This window comes from Vibrio owensii (assembly GCF_002021755.1).
In the GTDB taxonomy this organism is placed as follows: Bacteria; Pseudomonadota; Gammaproteobacteria; order Enterobacterales; family Vibrionaceae; genus Vibrio; species Vibrio owensii.
This window is the reverse complement of the sequence record NZ_CP019959.1, coordinates 3,310,174-3,326,006: the sequence shown is the minus strand read 5'-3', so window position 1 is coordinate 3,326,006 and position 15,833 is coordinate 3,310,174. Positions and strand designations below refer to the sequence as shown.

The window sequence follows — 15,833 nt, the reverse complement described above, 5'->3', positions numbered from 1 at the left end:
GGAATTCTGGTGTTAGATCAATGAACTCTTATTCACCGCAGAAAACATGCGGTATCTGTGTTCAAGCTCACTAATTGAGCGAGGATTATTTATTGATCACACATCCTTTTTGTCTAAGTGCCTTTCCATTACATAGTTGGTTAACGTAGCACCACGGGCTTCGATTTGCTGCTCGTTCACAACAGTAAAACCCATGTGCTCATAGAAAGGACGAGCGGTAATACTCACTTCTGAATAGATCCTATCCAGCCCTTTTGCTTCTGCTTGCTTGATTACATGAGTCATCAATGCACGTCCTACACCTTGCCCTTGGTATTCATGATGGCAGAAAAAGTGATCGACTAACCCACTTGGCTGAACATCGCTGTAGCCAACGATGACGCCATCTAGTTCAGCGACAAAAGGCTGGATAGTGGTCATTTTCTTTAGCCACAGTTGTGCATCAAATTCGTCCGGCGCCCAAGCTTTCACTTGTTGCTCGGTGTAATCTCTAAGATTAATGTTGCGGATAGTGTTGTAGAAAAGTGCCCACAGTATCGGGGCATCTTGCTCACGAAATTCACGGATAATCATCAAATGCCTCTCAATAAATCAATCTGCATGAGTTGCCCTCGCCCACTCGGCTCTCCCACTGGATACCAGCCATGTTTTCGATAAAAACGTTCGCCGGCATCATTGCCCGGAATGTAGCGCAATCTGGCGTAGGCACAACCACCATCAACAAAACGCTTCAATAAGAAGTCTTGTAACTGCTTCCCTAGCCCTCGATTGCGGAATTCTGGCTTCAAGTAAAACAGGTTGATGTAACCAAATCGCAGCCCTTCATCGTCCAAAACCGGATGTCGGCACTCCAGTTGCCCGATGATTTGACCATCTTTGATGACATGGAAGAATCCCGCTTCGTTGTCATTGACGATCGATTGAAACCAAGAAGTGATTTCTTGAATATCAAACCCATCCTGATGGCCAAAACTGACCTCATAAGCGTCTTTTCGAAACGCGATACACAAATCCAAATGACGTGATAAATCTACAGGAATAAATTCCATCTAAGCCAATCCTTTTTATTCTTTGTCTTTTTGCTATATAGACATTAGTTATTTTATATAACCATAAATTCAAGAATTTTATAATTCAACTGTCGGTCATTTGAAAACATGCTTTTATAGGAGAAGTTATTATGCATGCATCATCTGTTTCCCAAAAACCGACACAATTTGGTTACTACCTTGGCGTATTTGGCGTTGCCCTTGTTCTTATCTGGTTGGGCATTTATAAATTCACCCCAACTGAAGCCAAATTAATTGAACCTTTGGTGGTTAATCACCCTGCCATGTCTTGGCTATATGGCATCATTTCCGTTCAAACCGTGTCTAATATCATTGGCTTAACCGAAATCACCGTCGCACTCGGCCTATTGGTTGGATTGAAAAAACCAACGGTTGCTTACTACTCTGGTATTGCTGCAAGTGTTATCTTCCTCGCGACACTGAGCTTCCTAGTTACGACACCAAATACGTGGAAAGTTTCCGACGGTGTTTTGATTGCGAACTTTTTCCTTGTGAAAGATATTCTGTTCCTTGCGATTTCAATCAGCGTGGTTGAGCGAAACAAACCAAGTTTGACGCCAACTATCGCCTAGTTTTAGGAAAAGTATCGAGAGATAGAAAAGAGAAAGCGCCATGACGATATGGCGCTTTTTGTTTAGAAGAGCTTTGAAGATTTAAGAACAGAGTAAAACACTAGAATTTGGCTCGATTTAGCTCCAGCCAGTTTGAGATAATCTGAGCCACTTTTTCTGGCGCTTCCATCGAAGAGAGGTGCCCGCAATCAGGTATTACGTGCAACGCAACATCATTAATATGGCGCGCCATTTCAAGGTGATTATCGATCGGACAAAGCAGATCTTGTTTACCCGTTATTACCAAAGTCGGTACCTGAATATCCGCCAATAAAGGTCGAGCATCTGGGCGGGTAGCGAGCGATTTGGCATGCGCTTCAAACGCTTCTAAACCCACATTGATCGCCATGCCTTCTATACGCTCAGTTAATGCTTTGTCTTGCAAACGGCTTGGATGAATCAGCACAGGCATTAGAGTGTCAGGCGTAATGCATTCAAACTCACCACTTAACGCTCGACTAACCAGTGCATCACGCTTTTGTGTCACCTCTGGCTTTTCATCCGCCGCATTGGTGTCCATTAGCACCAAACCTTTGACTCTATCTGGCGCTTGGCGGTACACCTCAAAAGCAAGAATCCCCCCCATCGATAAGCCACCGAGCACAAACTCTTGCGGTGCATCTTGCAACACTTTCTGCGCCAACTCTTCCATTGAAGGCATTGACGCCAGTGTCGGGCATTGCGGATCGACCCAACTAGGCATCATTTGATTGATGTCCTCAAACAATGCGCCATCACAAAGTAGTCCGGGCAGCCAAACGAGTGAGGTGGATTGCGTCATCTTATGCTCCTGCCAACGGCTTTGGTTGATCAGAACCAAGAATGCAATACGTCAAACTATTACCACGCAAGTTCGTCAGCGAGTAAGACGCACCTTCTGGAACATTCAGCACATCACCGCGCGTTAAAACAACATTCGCTTGTTCGCCTTGATGCGTGAGAACCACTTCAGTATCACCATCAAAATTGATCAGCACTTGTTTTTCTTCTCGGCAGTGTTGAGGAATCGAGCCTCCTTCAGAAAGCTCATAAGCCATGATGCTCACTTCATCTTCACTCTTAACTTGGAAATCATAGCCCGCTAAAGGGTGACCAGTTACCGCATATTGCTTGACGTTACTAGCGCTGAAGTCGCCTTTGATTGCACGATAATCTTTTTGCAGAGCGACGAACGGCATCATCTCTTCTGCGGTGTAAGTATCGAACTTGGCTAGCTCCTCTTTAGTAAGAAGTGGCATCAGCTCAGACTCATTTGGCACGGCATCGCCATCAATGGTATCCACCAACGTGCCATCCGCTTTCAAGTACAAGCCGTGGCCTTGGCTGTCTTTGATAACGTTTGGATGCCAAATAACACCGCCACCTGAATCGTCACCGCCAAGTACCGAGAACATAAACCCGTAATCACGGCCAACCACTTCAAAACCACGGAAGAGATTGGTTGGAATCGAGATGACGTCACCATGAGATAACACCGCCTCGTGTTCCCCATCGTTCCCCCAATAAAAACGGAATTGGCCTTTGAAAACCAAGAAAAGTTCAGCGGTACGATGAGAGTGCAACGAATTTTTGATGCCCGGTGGTTGGCCTGCTGCACCAATGTTAAAGCCCGCGGTATCGCGAATGTGAACGTGTTGACGACTGCTCTCTGCTACCCCTGCACCGATAATGCAGAAGTTATCTTTCAGATCACTGCCAGGTGTACGCGCATCGATAAACGCACTGGTGCCCGGAATCAGCTCCATATAACGGACCAGATTGTCATTCATTTTTGTTTGTAGAGTCATAGGAAATCCTTGTTGTCCTTGTTTAAACCTAGCCTTGAATTGTTAATTACAAACCGACTGTTAGTTACAAAACGACTGTTAGTTACAAAACGACTGTTAGTGACAAACCGAGCGTTAGTTACAGTCCTAGAGGTCGCCCACCATCAACCGCGATGGTATTGCCTGTCGAGAAGGTCAGAACCTCTGCCGCGGCGTACACGGCTTGAGCAACCTCTTCATCATTGGCTAAACGCTTGAGCGGCGTGGATTGTTCTTGTTGGTTACGCCAAGTATCGTCCAAGCCTTTGACAAATTCGGTGTCGACAAGCCCAGGCGCTACCGCCAAAACGCGAATCTCAGGAGACAAAGCGCGAGCTAAAGAACGGGTCATGTTTTCTGCGGCAGATTTACTTGCACAATAAGCAATGTTGCTGCCCATCGCAGTCTGTGCCGCGATAGAAGTAATGTTCACCACACAACCATTGGCTTGCTTGAGCAAAGGCTCAAACGCTCGAACCATGGCAAAAGGCGCACGGACGTTCACTTGGAAAATTTGATCAAACAGTTGGTCATCCAAACTTTGCAGATCGGCATGCGCGACAAACTTCGTCATCCCCGCACAATTGACCAACAAATCTAGCTTGTCGCTCATTTCACTGACTTGATGTTTAAGCTGTTCAATCTCACCCGAATCTGCCACGTTCAGTTTGAATGCCAAATGCTCGTTACGTGGTAACGAAGAAAGCACATCGTCGGCGGCTTTCTGATTACTGTTGTAAGTCAGAATTACGCGATATCCAGATTGAGCTAGCTTGCGACAAATGGCGGCACCCAGTCCGCCACTGCCGCCTGTGACTAAGGCAAGTTTCGACATATTACGCCTCTTCCACTTTGCCTTTGTAACGGCGTACACGAATATCCGCTTGCTCTTTGTGACCAGCAAAGCCTTCTAGTGCACACAAGCGAGAGCAGTACTCGCCGACTTTCAAGGATGCCGCTTCCGTCACACGCTGGTAAGTACAGGTCTTGATGAACTTCCCTACCCAAAGACCACCGGTATATCGTGCCGCTTTCTTTGTTGGCAGTGTATGGTTGGTACCAATACATTTGTCGCCGTAAGAAACGTTGGTTTCACGACCTAGGAATAAGGCACCGTAATTGGTCATGTTGTCTAGGAAGTATTTAGGATCTTCCGTCATCACTTGAACGTGTTCAGAAGCGATATCGTCTGCCACTTCCACCATTTCTTCGTAGCTATCGCATACGATCACTTGTCCGTAATCTGCCCACGCTTTACCCGCAACTTCCGCCGTTGGGAGAATGGTTAACTGACGTTCAATCTCTTTGATGGTCTCTTGTGCAAATGTTTCGCTGTTGGTCAACAATACAGCGGGAGAGTTGTAACCATGCTCGGCCTGACCAAGCAAGTCCGCCGCTGCCAATTCTGGGTCACAACCTTTCTCATCAGCAATGACTAAGGTTTCCGTTGGGCCTGCAAACAAATCGATACCAACGCGACCAAACAACTGACGTTTCGCCTCTGCCACAAATGCGTTACCCGGCCCTACAATCATATCGACTGGCGCAATCGTCTCCGTACCCAATGCCATTGCACCTACCGCCTGAACACCACCGAAGCAGTAGATTTCATCCGCACCCGCCATTGCCATCGCAGCGACAATCGCGACATTTGGCTGACCATTAAACGGAGGCGCGCAAGCAATAACACGTTTTACGCCGGCGACTTTCGCCGTCAATACACTCATGTGAGCGGATGCAACCAATGGGTATTTACCGCCAGGGATGTAACACCCCACGCTGTTTACTGGAATATTCTTATGCCCCAGTACCACACCTGGCATGGTTTCTACTTCGACGTCTTTCATTGAGTCACGTTGAATTTGAGCAAAGTTTCGAACTTGTTGTTGAGCGAACTCGATATCGTGTCGAGTCGATTCATCAAGCGCATCCACACAGGCTTGGATCTGCTCTTCTGATAAGCGGAATTGCTCCGGCGACCAGTTATCAAATTTTTCAGACAACTCACGTACAGCGCTATCACCTTTCGATTCAATATCAGCAAGAATGTTTTCGACAATCTGACGCACTTTTGCGTCGTTTGATGCTGATGCTTCTTCAGTGATTCCGTTTTTTAAAATGCGTGCCATTGGGTTTCTCCTTGAACATTGAGGCTGACGAACGGTTATTTTTATGCTTTTGGATACGAATGCAAAATCAGATTAAACACTTAATTAACATTTGACAAGTTAAGTCAACAAACAGCAAAAACCACCTTTAAGCCTTTGTATTAACTAATTTAAACAGGAGATAGAAAGTAATTTCGACTTTGGTGATATTTACTTTTTAATCAGAAATGAGTTTTAGATCACATCATTTTTACTCATCATTTACATTTCACCATGTTAGTTTTTGCATACCTTTGCAAAGGAGAGAATCATGAGCAATTTTAAGCAACGTCTGAATCAAGAAACGCTATTAGGTACATTTGTTAAAACCCCTCACCCTCACATTATCGAAGTATTGGCACTGGCAGAGTTGCCTTTTGTAGTACTGGATGCAGAGCACGCACCTTTCGATCGCTCATCGCTCGATTTGTGCATCATGGCGGCCAAAGCGAATGACCTCGCGTGCGTGGTACGAGTACAAGACAGCGCCCCTTCAACCATTTTGAACGCGCTTGACTGTGGTGCGGCGGGTGTACAAATCCCCCATGTTTGTACTGCTGAACAAGCAACACAATTGGCGAAAATCTGCCATTACGGAGAAGGTGGCCGAGGGTATGCAGGTTCAAGTCGAGCAGCGAAATACGCCACCAAATCCATGGTTGAACACTTGAAAGACAGCCGTGCTAATACGATTGTCATTGCCCAAATTGAAGATCCTCAAGGGGTCGAAAATGTTGAAGCGATTGCCAATGTTGAAGGTATTGATGCACTCTTTATTGGCCAAGTCGATCTCACTGTCGCTTATGGGGCAGATAGCGTTCATGACGAGAAAGTCGCGCAAGCAAGTATGCGAGTAATCGAAGCGGCCAAAGCAGCCAATAAACCTGTTGGCATGTTTGTCGCCACAGCTCAACAAGCTCGGGAATGGCGTGAACTCGGTGTTGGCTTCTTTTGCGTTGGGTCTGAACACAAAATGATCATTGATGGCTTTAAACAAGAGAGAAATGTGATGAATTCTTGAGTTTTCTCCGATATTTACGCCTTATCAATGTAATGCTCTAGACACATAAATCCCCTAGCCCATACACTCATCACGTATGGAAAGGTCCAATGACCTTATATAAGGAGTATCACCATTAAAGCGAAAGTAACTTCGATAGACGTCGCGAAGATGCTCGGCGTCTCTCAATCGACGGTATCTCGGGCATTTAGCCCAACCGCGAGTATTAGCGAGAAGAAACGCAAAATGGTGATGGATGCCGCAGCTAAGCTCGGATACACACCGAACGCAATCGCACGAAGCCTGATTTCGAATCGCTCGGGTCTAGTGGCGATTGCGCTTGATAGCGAATCAAACCCAATGTACGACATGCAATCTCGTGCTTTGGCTGTCGAAATTCAAAAGCGTGGCGGACAAGTCGTGCTTTGTCCTATCGACAAGGACGACCTCGATCTCGCCATTTCTCGTGCTATTGAATATCAAGTAGACGGGCTCGTTATCGCCACCAGCCGTTTGACCTCACGCGCGTTTGCCCAATGCGAGAAGTTTGGCGTTCACTTAAGCCTGATCAACCGTTATGCCGAAGGCATTAATGCCAACAGCTCTGGTATTGATAACCGATTAGCGGGCCAACAAGCAGCCGAGTATTTAACACAGAAAGGCGCAAAACAATGCGCTTACATCAGTGGTGATGCAGGTTCAATGACCAGTGAAGAGCGCTGGCTTGGCTTCTCTTCAAAGCTGCAAGAGCTCAGCGCCCCATCCCCGACCTTTATTCAAGCTAAATACAGTTTTGAAGCTGGCCTAGAAGCGGCGAAAGAAATCTTGTCGCATACCAGTAAACCCGACGCGATTTTCTGTGCAAACGACATCCTCGCCATGGGTGTGATGGATGGTTTACGCCAAGCCGGAGCAAAGGTCCCTCAAGACTTCTCAGTGATGGGCGTGGATAACATTCCGATGTCTGCTTGGCCTAGTTATGATCTGACGACAATCGCTCAACCCGTTGACAAAATTGTTCAGCGCGCGGTTGAAGATCTGATGAACCGCATCAATGGCAATCAGGACGCAACGGGTGAGTATCTTCTCGAACAAGGCACCTTGATCGAACGCAGCAGCACCCTTTAATAAATTCATATTTATTCATTCTTAATAAACAAAATGCCCTGCTTTCGAGCGGGGCATTTTTCTGTGAGCGCGATTAAATTTTAGCCAATCATTATTCAATTCTGCTTCAATTTTCTGACCTTGTTATTGACTTGTTACTTGAATGTTTTATTTTGGATTCGTATGCAAAATGGATATGAATTGCTCAATTAATTTATAAAAACATAACAAGTAGTGTGTCTTGCCGACGAATGCCTATGGCAGGTCATACCATAAACAAGGAAGAACGATGAAGAAAGCAATCATAACTTCGCTTACCGCACTGGGATTCGCACTGAGCAGCATGAATACGTTTGCAAGCAACGTTATTCGTCTTGCTCACGACAGCCAAGAAACGTCTCCGGTACACAAAGCAATGCTCTATTTCGAACAAGAAGTGGAAGCACGCTCAAACGGTGAGATAGAGGTCGAAATCTACCCGGCGAGACAACTGGGCGATGTGCGTGAGACCACTGAACTTGTGCAGCAAGGCAACTTACAAATGACGTTTGGAGCGTCTGTTTTACTCTCTCCCTATGTCCCAGAATTTAACGTGCTCGACGTGTTCTACCTTTTTGATAGCGAAGAGCAAGCACACAAAGCGCTCGACAGCGAGAAGATCGGACAACCATTGTTGAATGCTATGGAATCAAAGGGCTTTCACGGCTTGGGCTTCATGGAGGTCGGCTTTCGTAGTGTGACCAACAACAAACAACCGATAGACAGCGTTGAAGATTTGAAAGGGCTGAAGATTCGTTCTGCGTCGAACCCAACTCAGATCAGTGCGTGGAAATCCGTGGGTACTGCACCAACGCCTCTCTCTTGGGGTGAGATATTTACCTCGCTCCAACAAGGTCTGATAAACGCTCAAGAAAGCGGCATCTATTCGATTTATGCCGAACGCTTTTATGAAGCGCAGAAATACCTCTCTTTGACTAACCACATTTACACCAACTACGTGCTGTTCATGAACAAATCGTTTTGGGATTCACTGCCTGCAGAGCAACAGGCGCTGATCAGTGAAGTAAGCAAAGAAACCATCGCTAAGCAGCGCGAGCTCGCCGCTAAGCAAAATCAAGAAGTGATCAAAGATCTCGAAGCGAAAGGCATGACGGTTAACATCGTCCCAGATGACGTACGCAGCATCATGAAAGAAAAAATGAATGCAGCCGTGTACCAAGATCTACGTAGCAAGACAGGTGAAGACTTGTTTGACAACGTGATTGCCGAGATAGAACGCCTATAACTCCCACTCTTTTGCACGATCTGGAAACAGGTCGTGCTTCCGTTTTGGAGGTGAATATGAAGTGGTTTCGCTTACTAGACAAATACCTAGAACCTACCCTCATCGTTATCGCGATCTCGATGATGACAACTTTACTGTGCTTGCAAATCGCATTACGCCTATTTGACGCAACGATCGCGTGGGCTGAAGAGCTGGCTCGTTATTTATTCGTATGGGCGATGTACCTGAGCATCAGCTACTGTATCCGAGATGATCGACACATCCGTATTCGTGTGTTCATCGATAAACTTCCGGGCAATTGGACGCAATTCAGTTTGATTGTCTCTGATCTTATCTACCTTGCCTTTAGTGCCACTGTCGCCTGGTTTGGATTTAAGGTTACCAACCGCAGCCTACAACTCGGTCAGATCGCACCCGCAATGGAAATACCTATTGCTTGCCTATATGCGTCCGTTTTGGTTTGCGCAATCTTAAGCTGCGTGCGCCTGGTAGCCAGCATCTATCAACGCACTAGCGCTCTATCCAATACAAGCGAACGGATACGCTTTTCACGCCAACGCTATCGCCATCTTAAAGCCAAGTATCGTACTTCTAACCGACTATTGGAGCTTAACGCATGACATCTGCACTTTTGTTTGGCAGCTTTGGCCTGCTTCTGCTCATTGGCGTTCCAGTCGGTATTGCTCTGGCGGCAGCCAGTATGGTCGCGATATTAAGCCTGCCATTCCTTAACATCGAGTTTTTAGTACAAGGCTTGGTGACAGGGCTCGACTCCTTCCCTCTCCTTGCCGTCGTTCTTTTTACCTTGGCAGGCAACCTCATGAGCCAAGGAGGGATCTCAAAACGATTATTGCATGTGGCGGAGGTCTTCTTTGGTCACTTTACTGGTGGGCTTGGCATCGTCGCCATTGTGGCGTGCATGTTCTTCGCTTCCATCTCTGGTACAGGGTCTGCCACCGTTGCCGCTATCGGCCTGACGATGATTCCCTCTATGGTGAAGAAAGGATACGACCGCAGCTTTGCCGGTGCCTTGATCGCCTCTTCCGGCGGGATTGGCGTCATTATTCCACCCTCTGTGGTGATGATCGTCTACGCGATCACAGCTGAAGTCTCGGTCACCAAGATGTTCATGGCGGGCATCATTCCTGGCTTGGTCGTCGGTATGGTATTGATCGGCTACTGTCTAATTGTCTCCAAAATGCGGGGCTACACAGGTAACGAGCACAAAGCGACTTGGGCAGAGCGTCTTGATGCGCTAAAAGAAGCAAGTTGGGCAATGCTACTACCCGTTATCATTCTCGGTGGCATCTATTCCGGAATCTTCACGCCTACCGAATCCGCCGCTATTGGTGTGCTCTATGGCTTGTTCTTTGGCATGTTCGTTTATAAAGAACTCAAACCAGCGCAAGTGGTGAAAATCATTCTAGAATCGTCACTGTTAGTTGGCGCTGTGCTCGTCATTGTGGGTGCGTCCGTGACGTTTGGCCGCATATTGACGCTAGAACGTCTACCAACAGAGATCGCTCAGTTCATTCTATCGATTACCGAAAACAAACTGCTGATACTGCTTTGCATCAATGTCCTGTTGTTGCTTGTCGGTACCTTCATGGAAACGCTGGCCGCCATTGTTATTCTCACGCCAATTCTGTTACCCATTACGTCAGCACTCGGCATGGACCCCGTTCATTTTGGTATCGTGATGATCGTGAACTTGGCCATTGGCTTTGTTACGCCTCCTTTAGGTGCCAACCTGTTTATGGCAAGTCAGGTAGGCAAAGTACCGATAGAGGCGCTCTCTAAAGCCATTATGGGCTGGATTGGAGCAATGATAGTGGCCTTGATGTTGATTACCTTCATCCCTGCCATCTCTCTATCGCTGCCTGCGCTTTTATCCTGAACCCAAACTTCATAGGCCCGTAATAATTTCTCCGGCCACTAGGTATGCACCTTTCTAGTGGCTCTTTTTGTTTTTACAGGCGCTAGTGGCCGCTTTATAGCCCATAGCATTCGTATGCAATTCACTCTCACTCCTGTCTCATTTTGGTAATGACTTGCACCAAAACAGAAAAAAATAACTAAGGTTCCCATAGAGCGATAACAAAAAGCATCTTAAGTACTGATTGCTCTAACTATTTCTTTAAAACAAACACAACTATCCTAGTTAAATCATTAAAAACAGATCATTAGAAATAAATTCATACAAGAAATGCATCTTTATCCTGCCTATAAATTCACTCAGCAAAGTTCAGACTTTTCTTACAACACCACATTTGTTGTGTTTATTTTTCGTTCAATTGTTAAAAATCTGATCATCAGCACGCTATTTACACACCACACAAACAATCCATTGACAAGTTTGCAACATGAGTTAGTTTTGGATACGTAATCAATTTTAATCCAATACATAACTATTCAACTCAGGAGGTGATTTATGGCCATGGTTGGCTTCGATGAAAAGTGGCGTGACTTTCCCGACTACATTCTTGGTATCACAAAAGAGATATGGGAAGATCGAGGTTTGAACACCTTGGAACACTACTACTCTCCTGACATTGTTGTTCGCACTCCACTCTCTATCGTCCAAGGAAACGAAGGGGTCATCAGTGCTACGATGGCGACGCTTGCGGAATTTCCGGATCGTACTCTCTATGGCGAAGATGTCATTTGGTCTGGTACGCCAGAACAAGGCATGCTTTCTTCTCATCGAATTATCTCTACCGCAACACACAGCGGAAACGGCTTCTATGGACAAGCTTCGAACCGTAAGCTTCGTTTCCGCATTATCGCGGACTGTCACGCCATCAATAACCAAATCAATGACGAATGGTTGGTTCGCGATCAAGCCGATATCGCAAAGCAATTAAGCATGACATCAGAAGAGTTTGCACGCCAGCAAATCGAATTCGAGGGTGGCGTGGAATCAAGCCCATTTCCATTCACACCTAAAGCCGATATTCCAGGCCCCTATTTGGGCGTAGGCAATGACAATGAATACGGTCAACGCTACGAAGCGATTCTAAGAAGTCTTATGAACGCCGAGTTCTCTACCGTACCAAAAGAATACGATCGCGCTTGTATCGGCGAATACACAGGCGGTCAAACTGCCCTATCACACTCGGAAGTTGACCATTTTTGGATGGCACTTCGCGCGTCCTTTCCTAATGCTCAATTTTCCGTTCACCATCGTATCGGCCGAGATGACGACATGATGTCACCACGCGCTGCAATTCGTTGGTCTTTGCACGGTAAGCATGAAGGGTATGGGATGTTTGGTAAGCCTTCGGGGAAAGAGGTTTACATCATGGGGATCAGCCACGCTGAGTTTGGCCCTTGGGGTCTTCGTCGCGAATTCACTTTGTTTGACGAGACCGCAATCTGGAAGCAAATCCTGCTACAGCAAGGCTAACGGCTGATTAAACACTATTCATTCAAATCACAGACAGTAAGGAAGCAACATGTCACTCAACATCATCGAACAGTTCTACCAGAACTACTTCAACGCCGCAGATAAAGAGCAAAAACAGGCCGCTCTGCAAGCTTTGAACCCTGACGTAAAATGGTGCGTGGCGCACCCTGTGAACGATCTCAATGGCCCAGATGCAACCCACGAATCTTTCCTCTCACCACTTGTTAATGCTTTGCCTGATGCCGAACGCCGACCAATGATTGTGATGCACGGCGAATACGAAGGCCGTACTTGGTACAACTCTACTGGTTACTTTATCGGTACGTTTGAACAGCCACTGTTTGGCATCCCTGCAACAGGGAAAACACTCTACTTACGTTACACCGAAATGGTGTGTGTGGAGAACGACCAAATCACCGAATCATACATGATTCCAGACTTCATCGATGCGATGAATCAAGCGGGAAGCAGCCCTCTTAGAAAAAGCTTAGGCCACGATGGCTTAGTCCCTTCTCCTGCGACGTCAAACGGTATCCAACATTCTGTTGTGTCTCTGAAAGAAAGTGAGAAGAGCGCCCAATTAGTCGAAGATATGTTGTCTTGCTTGGGTCGTTTTGATGGTCAAGATCTCTTCTCGATGGATTTAGAAAACTACTGGCACAGTGACTTTATGTGGTACGGCCCAGCAGGTATTGGCACTACGCGCGGTATCAAAGGTTTCCGTAACCACCATCAAGCACCATTCGTGTTCGCCTTCCCTGATCGAAGTGTCGATATTGAGGTCAATTTTTTGGCCAAAAATGACTACGTATCCACTGGTGGCTGGCCGCATATGCACGGTACTCACACTGGCCACAGTGGCTGGCTCGGTCTTGCACCAACCGGAAAACACATCGAACTTCGCGTTATGGACATTTGGCGACGCGAAGGCGATTTACTGAAGGAAAACTGGGTGGCGATCGACATCGTTCATATCCTGCTGCAACTTGGATACGACGTATTTGCACAAATGAAAGAACAGTTAGAAGGACCTAATTATGCATGAGTTTGGCGCACTTAACTGGAGCATCCTTGGCGGATACATTGCCCTAACGTTAGTACTGGGCGCGGTAATTGGTAAGCGAGTGACTTCTGCGAGCCAATTCGCCTTGGGTGACAAAAACATCCCTTGGTGGGCGATCGGTATTTCTGTCGTTTGTACTTACGTCAGTGCTATGTCGTTTCTTGGTGGGCCGGCTTGGTCATACAAAGAAGGCCTGTCGGTGATCGCGATTCACCTCAATTACCCGCTCGTGATCTTCTTCATCGTGGCTGTATTTATGCCGTTTTTCTACAATAACGGTTTAACCTCTATCTACGAGTATCAAGAGCGACGCTTCGGCAAGGCTTCACGACTGACATTGTCGTTTATCTTCCTTATCAAACAAGCATTGAGCTCGGCAGCGGTACTCTATGCGACAGCAATGATTTTAGAGTTTATTACTGGTATCGACGTGATGTACTGCATCATGATCGTCACTGCAATTGCCCTCATCTATACCGTTATGGGCGGTATCGCGGCCGTTATTTGGACCGATGTGATTCAAGCTGTGATCTTGTTTATTGGCGCATTCATCATCATCGAAGCCGTTTGGAATGGCATGCCTGCCCCGATGACGGAGGTAATGGCAGAACTCAAAGCGAAAGGAATGACAGATGCCCTACAAACAAGTTTTGACCTAAGCCAAGTAACGACGGTGTGGGCCGGCGTTATCGCAATGACCATGTTCCACACCACCGTGTATGGTGGTAACCAAATGATGGTACAGCGCTGTATGGCCGCTAAAAACATGGGCGATGCGAAAAAGGCAATGTTGATGATGGGCTACGTGGCCTTCTTTATTTACTTTGTCTTTATCTTGCTGGGCGTCCTGTTCAACGCTTATTACGACGGTAAAGAGTTTGAAAATGGCAACACCATCATTCTTCATTATGCGAGTGAATATGGAATGCCAGGCTTGATGGGCATCATTGCTGCAGCGATTCTGGCGGCAAGTATGTCGAGTCTCGACTCTGCATTTAACTCAATGGCGACGGTGTCAGTGGCTGACTTCTACAAGCGTTTCTACAAACAAAACGAATCAGAAGAGCACTACTTGAAAGTATCGCGCTTCTTCACGGTTGCGTGGGCGATTTTGGTCATCATCCCAGCGATAATGTTTGCCACCAGCACAGGCTCTGTGTTGGAAGTGCTGAGTAAGGCAGGCTCTTACTTTGTCGGCGCGAGCTTCTGTATGTTTGTCCTTGGTTTCTATTCAAAACACATTACGGAAAAAGGCTTGTTAATTGGCGTCGCTGCTAGCTTCTTGGTGATTTGGTATGTAGCCGTTGCGACAGATATTGCGTGGCCTTGGTACTGTGTAATTGGCGTGATTGTGAATGCCGTTGTCGCTTATGCCGCCAGCCTTCTTCTGACGGGTAAACAAGATGAAATGCACCTTTACACAGTGAAAGGCCAGCAAGCGGAGTACGCTCGTCTAAACAAACCAATCAAGCAAGATGGGTGGTATGTCGTTCCCGGTAAAATCGACGCTCCGTGTTACGGCTTACTTGTTATGTTTGTGTTCTCTCTCGTGATGCTTTGGGGAATCAACGCCTTTACTGACGACGCGCCTATGTTAATTAACTTTATGCGTGGTTGTTCTATCTTCGTCGCAATGGGTGTTGCTGGTTACGCCGTCTACTCTTTGAAGAAAACGAAGAAAGAGAAAGTCGAAAGCATCAAAAGTATCGACCCCTCTTAAGCATGGTTGTCGCTACAGAGCCTCGCACTATTTGCGGGGCTTTCTTTATTTACGAAACTGTTTATTGAGGCGTTAAGCTTCTATCAGTCCTTGCTTTTTTAGCTCCGCGGTTATGGCATTACGGGTTCTACCATGCTCTTCTGCGAGCGAGGTTATTTCTGTACCAGAGGAAAACTGTTCAGATAAACGCTCGCGCTGCTCCGGTGTCCAAGGCAATCCTGCGTTCTTTGGTAAACCATTCGATTCATTTTCTCGCTGTCTTTGCTCAATGGTTCTTTTGGTTTTGTTCACTTTTGGTGATGGCTTTAAATCTTGCAAAACAGCGAACATTGCTCGAATAACGATAGGCTCATTGTAAAGAGATTCACTTGGCAGCGCCTCTCCTGTTATCGGGTTCGTGCCATTCGCTAAGGCTTCTATTACTTTCCAATGTGCTTCCATTACTCTCCTCCCTGAGTCGCCTATGCCCTCATCAAACCACTAGCGATAAGTTAGTCAAAAGGACATATAAAGAGTTTGGAGAGACTAGCAATTAGAAACAGACTGATATTTAGTTCAATTACATCACCTCTTTCTAACCGGTCGCAAATCAGAACTAAAAGCGAAAACCTACCATAAG

The 15,833-nt window shown here is 46.5% G+C and carries 16 protein-coding genes; 9 read left to right on the top strand and 7 right to left on the bottom strand.

From position 1 onward, the window contains the following. Positions 1–96 precede the first annotated feature (96 nt). Both A9237_RS15605 and A9237_RS15600 read right to left on the bottom strand, forming a co-directional pair. Entirely contained in the window at positions 97–576 is a 480-nt protein-coding gene (locus A9237_RS15605) for a GNAT family N-acetyltransferase (RefSeq protein ID WP_174574997.1), read from the bottom strand. Beyond that, positions 573–1,049: a GNAT family N-acetyltransferase gene (locus tag A9237_RS15600; protein ID WP_078608576.1), complete on the bottom strand. Its 477-nt coding sequence runs from the start codon at positions 1,047–1,049 to the stop codon at positions 573–575. The genes A9237_RS15605 and A9237_RS15600 overlap by 4 nt, the downstream gene beginning before the upstream one ends. A gap of 131 nt (positions 1,050–1,180) precedes the next feature. Between A9237_RS15600 and A9237_RS15595 the strand changes: the two genes are divergently transcribed. Continuing rightward, complete coding sequence (locus tag A9237_RS15595) at positions 1,181–1,642, top strand: DUF417 family protein (RefSeq protein ID WP_078608575.1); 462 nt, start codon at positions 1,181–1,183, stop codon at positions 1,640–1,642. A gap of 100 nt (positions 1,643–1,742) precedes the next feature. Here A9237_RS15595 and A9237_RS15590 read toward each other — a convergent pair whose 3' ends face one another. From A9237_RS15590 to hisD, 4 genes are all read right to left on the bottom strand, one after another. Then, positions 1,743–2,462 (bottom strand): alpha/beta fold hydrolase, encoded by a 720-nt coding sequence (locus A9237_RS15590; protein ID WP_078608574.1) that lies wholly within the window; start codon positions 2,460–2,462, stop codon positions 1,743–1,745. A gap of 1 nt (position 2,463) precedes the next feature. Further along, the gene (locus tag A9237_RS15585; RefSeq protein ID WP_054823476.1) at positions 2,464–3,468 is read right to left on the bottom strand and encodes a cupin domain-containing protein; all 1,005 of its coding nucleotides are present in this window, start codon (positions 3,466–3,468) and stop codon (positions 2,464–2,466) included. 118 nt (positions 3,469–3,586) lie between these two features. Continuing rightward, entirely contained in the window at positions 3,587–4,321 is a 735-nt protein-coding gene (locus tag A9237_RS15580) for an SDR family NAD(P)-dependent oxidoreductase (protein ID WP_078608573.1), read from the bottom strand. Position 4,322: 1 nt separating this feature from the next. Then, entirely contained in the window at positions 4,323–5,615 is a 1,293-nt protein-coding gene (gene hisD, locus A9237_RS15575) for a histidinol dehydrogenase (RefSeq protein ID WP_005374756.1), read from the bottom strand. Between the two features lie 289 nt (positions 5,616–5,904). Between hisD and A9237_RS15570 the strand changes: the two genes are divergently transcribed. The 8 genes from A9237_RS15570 (at position 5,905) to A9237_RS15535 (ending at position 15,214) form a co-directional block, all read left to right on the top strand. Further along, positions 5,905–6,654, top strand: a complete 750-nt coding sequence (locus A9237_RS15570) for an HpcH/HpaI aldolase family protein (RefSeq protein WP_078608572.1) — start codon at positions 5,905–5,907, stop codon at positions 6,652–6,654. 150 nt (positions 6,655–6,804) lie between these two features. Further along, a complete protein-coding gene (locus A9237_RS15565; protein WP_032801961.1) occupies positions 6,805–7,761 on the top strand; it encodes a LacI family DNA-binding transcriptional regulator in 957 nt (318 codons plus the stop codon). 268 nt (positions 7,762–8,029) lie between these two features. Next, entirely contained in the window at positions 8,030–9,025 is a 996-nt protein-coding gene (locus tag A9237_RS15560; RefSeq protein WP_005442051.1) for a TRAP transporter substrate-binding protein, read from the top strand. Between the two features lie 56 nt (positions 9,026–9,081). Beyond that, on the top strand, positions 9,082–9,645 hold the full coding sequence (locus A9237_RS15555) for a TRAP transporter small permease (RefSeq protein ID WP_078608571.1): 564 nt from the start codon (positions 9,082–9,084) through the stop codon (positions 9,643–9,645). After that, positions 9,642–10,922, top strand: a complete 1,281-nt coding sequence (locus A9237_RS15550; RefSeq protein ID WP_039842960.1) for a TRAP transporter large permease — start codon at positions 9,642–9,644, stop codon at positions 10,920–10,922. The genes A9237_RS15555 and A9237_RS15550 overlap by 4 nt, the downstream gene beginning before the upstream one ends. A 534-nt stretch (positions 10,923–11,456) precedes the next feature. Further along, entirely contained in the window at positions 11,457–12,431 is a 975-nt protein-coding gene (locus tag A9237_RS15545; RefSeq protein ID WP_078608570.1) for a nuclear transport factor 2 family protein, read from the top strand. A 49-nt stretch (positions 12,432–12,480) separates the two neighbouring features. Next, positions 12,481–13,476, top strand: coding sequence for a nuclear transport factor 2 family protein (locus A9237_RS15540; RefSeq protein ID WP_078608569.1), 996 nt, complete (start codon positions 12,481–12,483; stop codon positions 13,474–13,476). Further along, on the top strand, positions 13,469–15,214 hold the full coding sequence (locus A9237_RS15535) for a sodium:solute symporter family transporter (protein WP_078608568.1): 1,746 nt from the start codon (positions 13,469–13,471) through the stop codon (positions 15,212–15,214). Before A9237_RS15540 ends, A9237_RS15535 begins: the two co-directional genes overlap by 8 nt. Before the next feature lie 72 nt (positions 15,215–15,286). On the opposite strand, the gene A9237_RS15530 is transcribed toward A9237_RS15535, so the two are convergent. Further along, a complete protein-coding gene (locus tag A9237_RS15530) occupies positions 15,287–15,655 on the bottom strand; it encodes a hypothetical protein (protein ID WP_078608567.1) in 369 nt (122 codons plus the stop codon). Positions 15,656–15,833: the final 178 nt, after the last annotated feature.

Excerpts from the sequence above, each read along its gene's own strand:
- A9237_RS15560 (WP_005442051.1), top strand. The coding sequence starts at position 8,030 with ATGAAGAAAGCAATCATAACTTCGCTTACCGCACTGGGATTCGCACTG.
- A9237_RS15585 (WP_054823476.1), bottom strand. The coding sequence starts at position 3,468 with ATGACTCTACAAACAAAAATGAATGACAATCTGGTCCGTTATATGGAG.
- hisD (WP_005374756.1), bottom strand. The coding sequence starts at position 5,615 with ATGGCACGCATTTTAAAAAACGGAATCACTGAAGAAGCATCAGCATCA.
- A9237_RS15570 (WP_078608572.1), top strand. The coding sequence starts at position 5,905 with ATGAGCAATTTTAAGCAACGTCTGAATCAAGAAACGCTATTAGGTACA.
- A9237_RS15580 (WP_078608573.1), bottom strand. The coding sequence starts at position 4,321 with ATGTCGAAACTTGCCTTAGTCACAGGCGGCAGTGGCGGACTGGGTGCC.
- A9237_RS15555 (WP_078608571.1), top strand. The coding sequence starts at position 9,082 with ATGAAGTGGTTTCGCTTACTAGACAAATACCTAGAACCTACCCTCATC.
- A9237_RS15595 (WP_078608575.1), top strand. The coding sequence starts at position 1,181 with ATGCATGCATCATCTGTTTCCCAAAAACCGACACAATTTGGTTACTAC.
- A9237_RS15540 (WP_078608569.1), top strand. The coding sequence starts at position 12,481 with ATGTCACTCAACATCATCGAACAGTTCTACCAGAACTACTTCAACGCC.
- A9237_RS15565 (WP_032801961.1), top strand. The coding sequence starts at position 6,805 with ATGCTCGGCGTCTCTCAATCGACGGTATCTCGGGCATTTAGCCCAACC.
- A9237_RS15545 (WP_078608570.1), top strand. The coding sequence starts at position 11,457 with ATGGCCATGGTTGGCTTCGATGAAAAGTGGCGTGACTTTCCCGACTAC.
- A9237_RS15600 (WP_078608576.1), bottom strand. The coding sequence starts at position 1,049 with ATGGAATTTATTCCTGTAGATTTATCACGTCATTTGGATTTGTGTATC.
- A9237_RS15590 (WP_078608574.1), bottom strand. The coding sequence starts at position 2,462 with ATGACGCAATCCACCTCACTCGTTTGGCTGCCCGGACTACTTTGTGAT.
- A9237_RS15530 (WP_078608567.1), bottom strand. The coding sequence starts at position 15,655 with ATGGAAGCACATTGGAAAGTAATAGAAGCCTTAGCGAATGGCACGAAC.
- A9237_RS15550 (WP_039842960.1), top strand. The coding sequence starts at position 9,642 with ATGACATCTGCACTTTTGTTTGGCAGCTTTGGCCTGCTTCTGCTCATT.
- A9237_RS15535 (WP_078608568.1), top strand. The coding sequence starts at position 13,469 with ATGCATGAGTTTGGCGCACTTAACTGGAGCATCCTTGGCGGATACATT.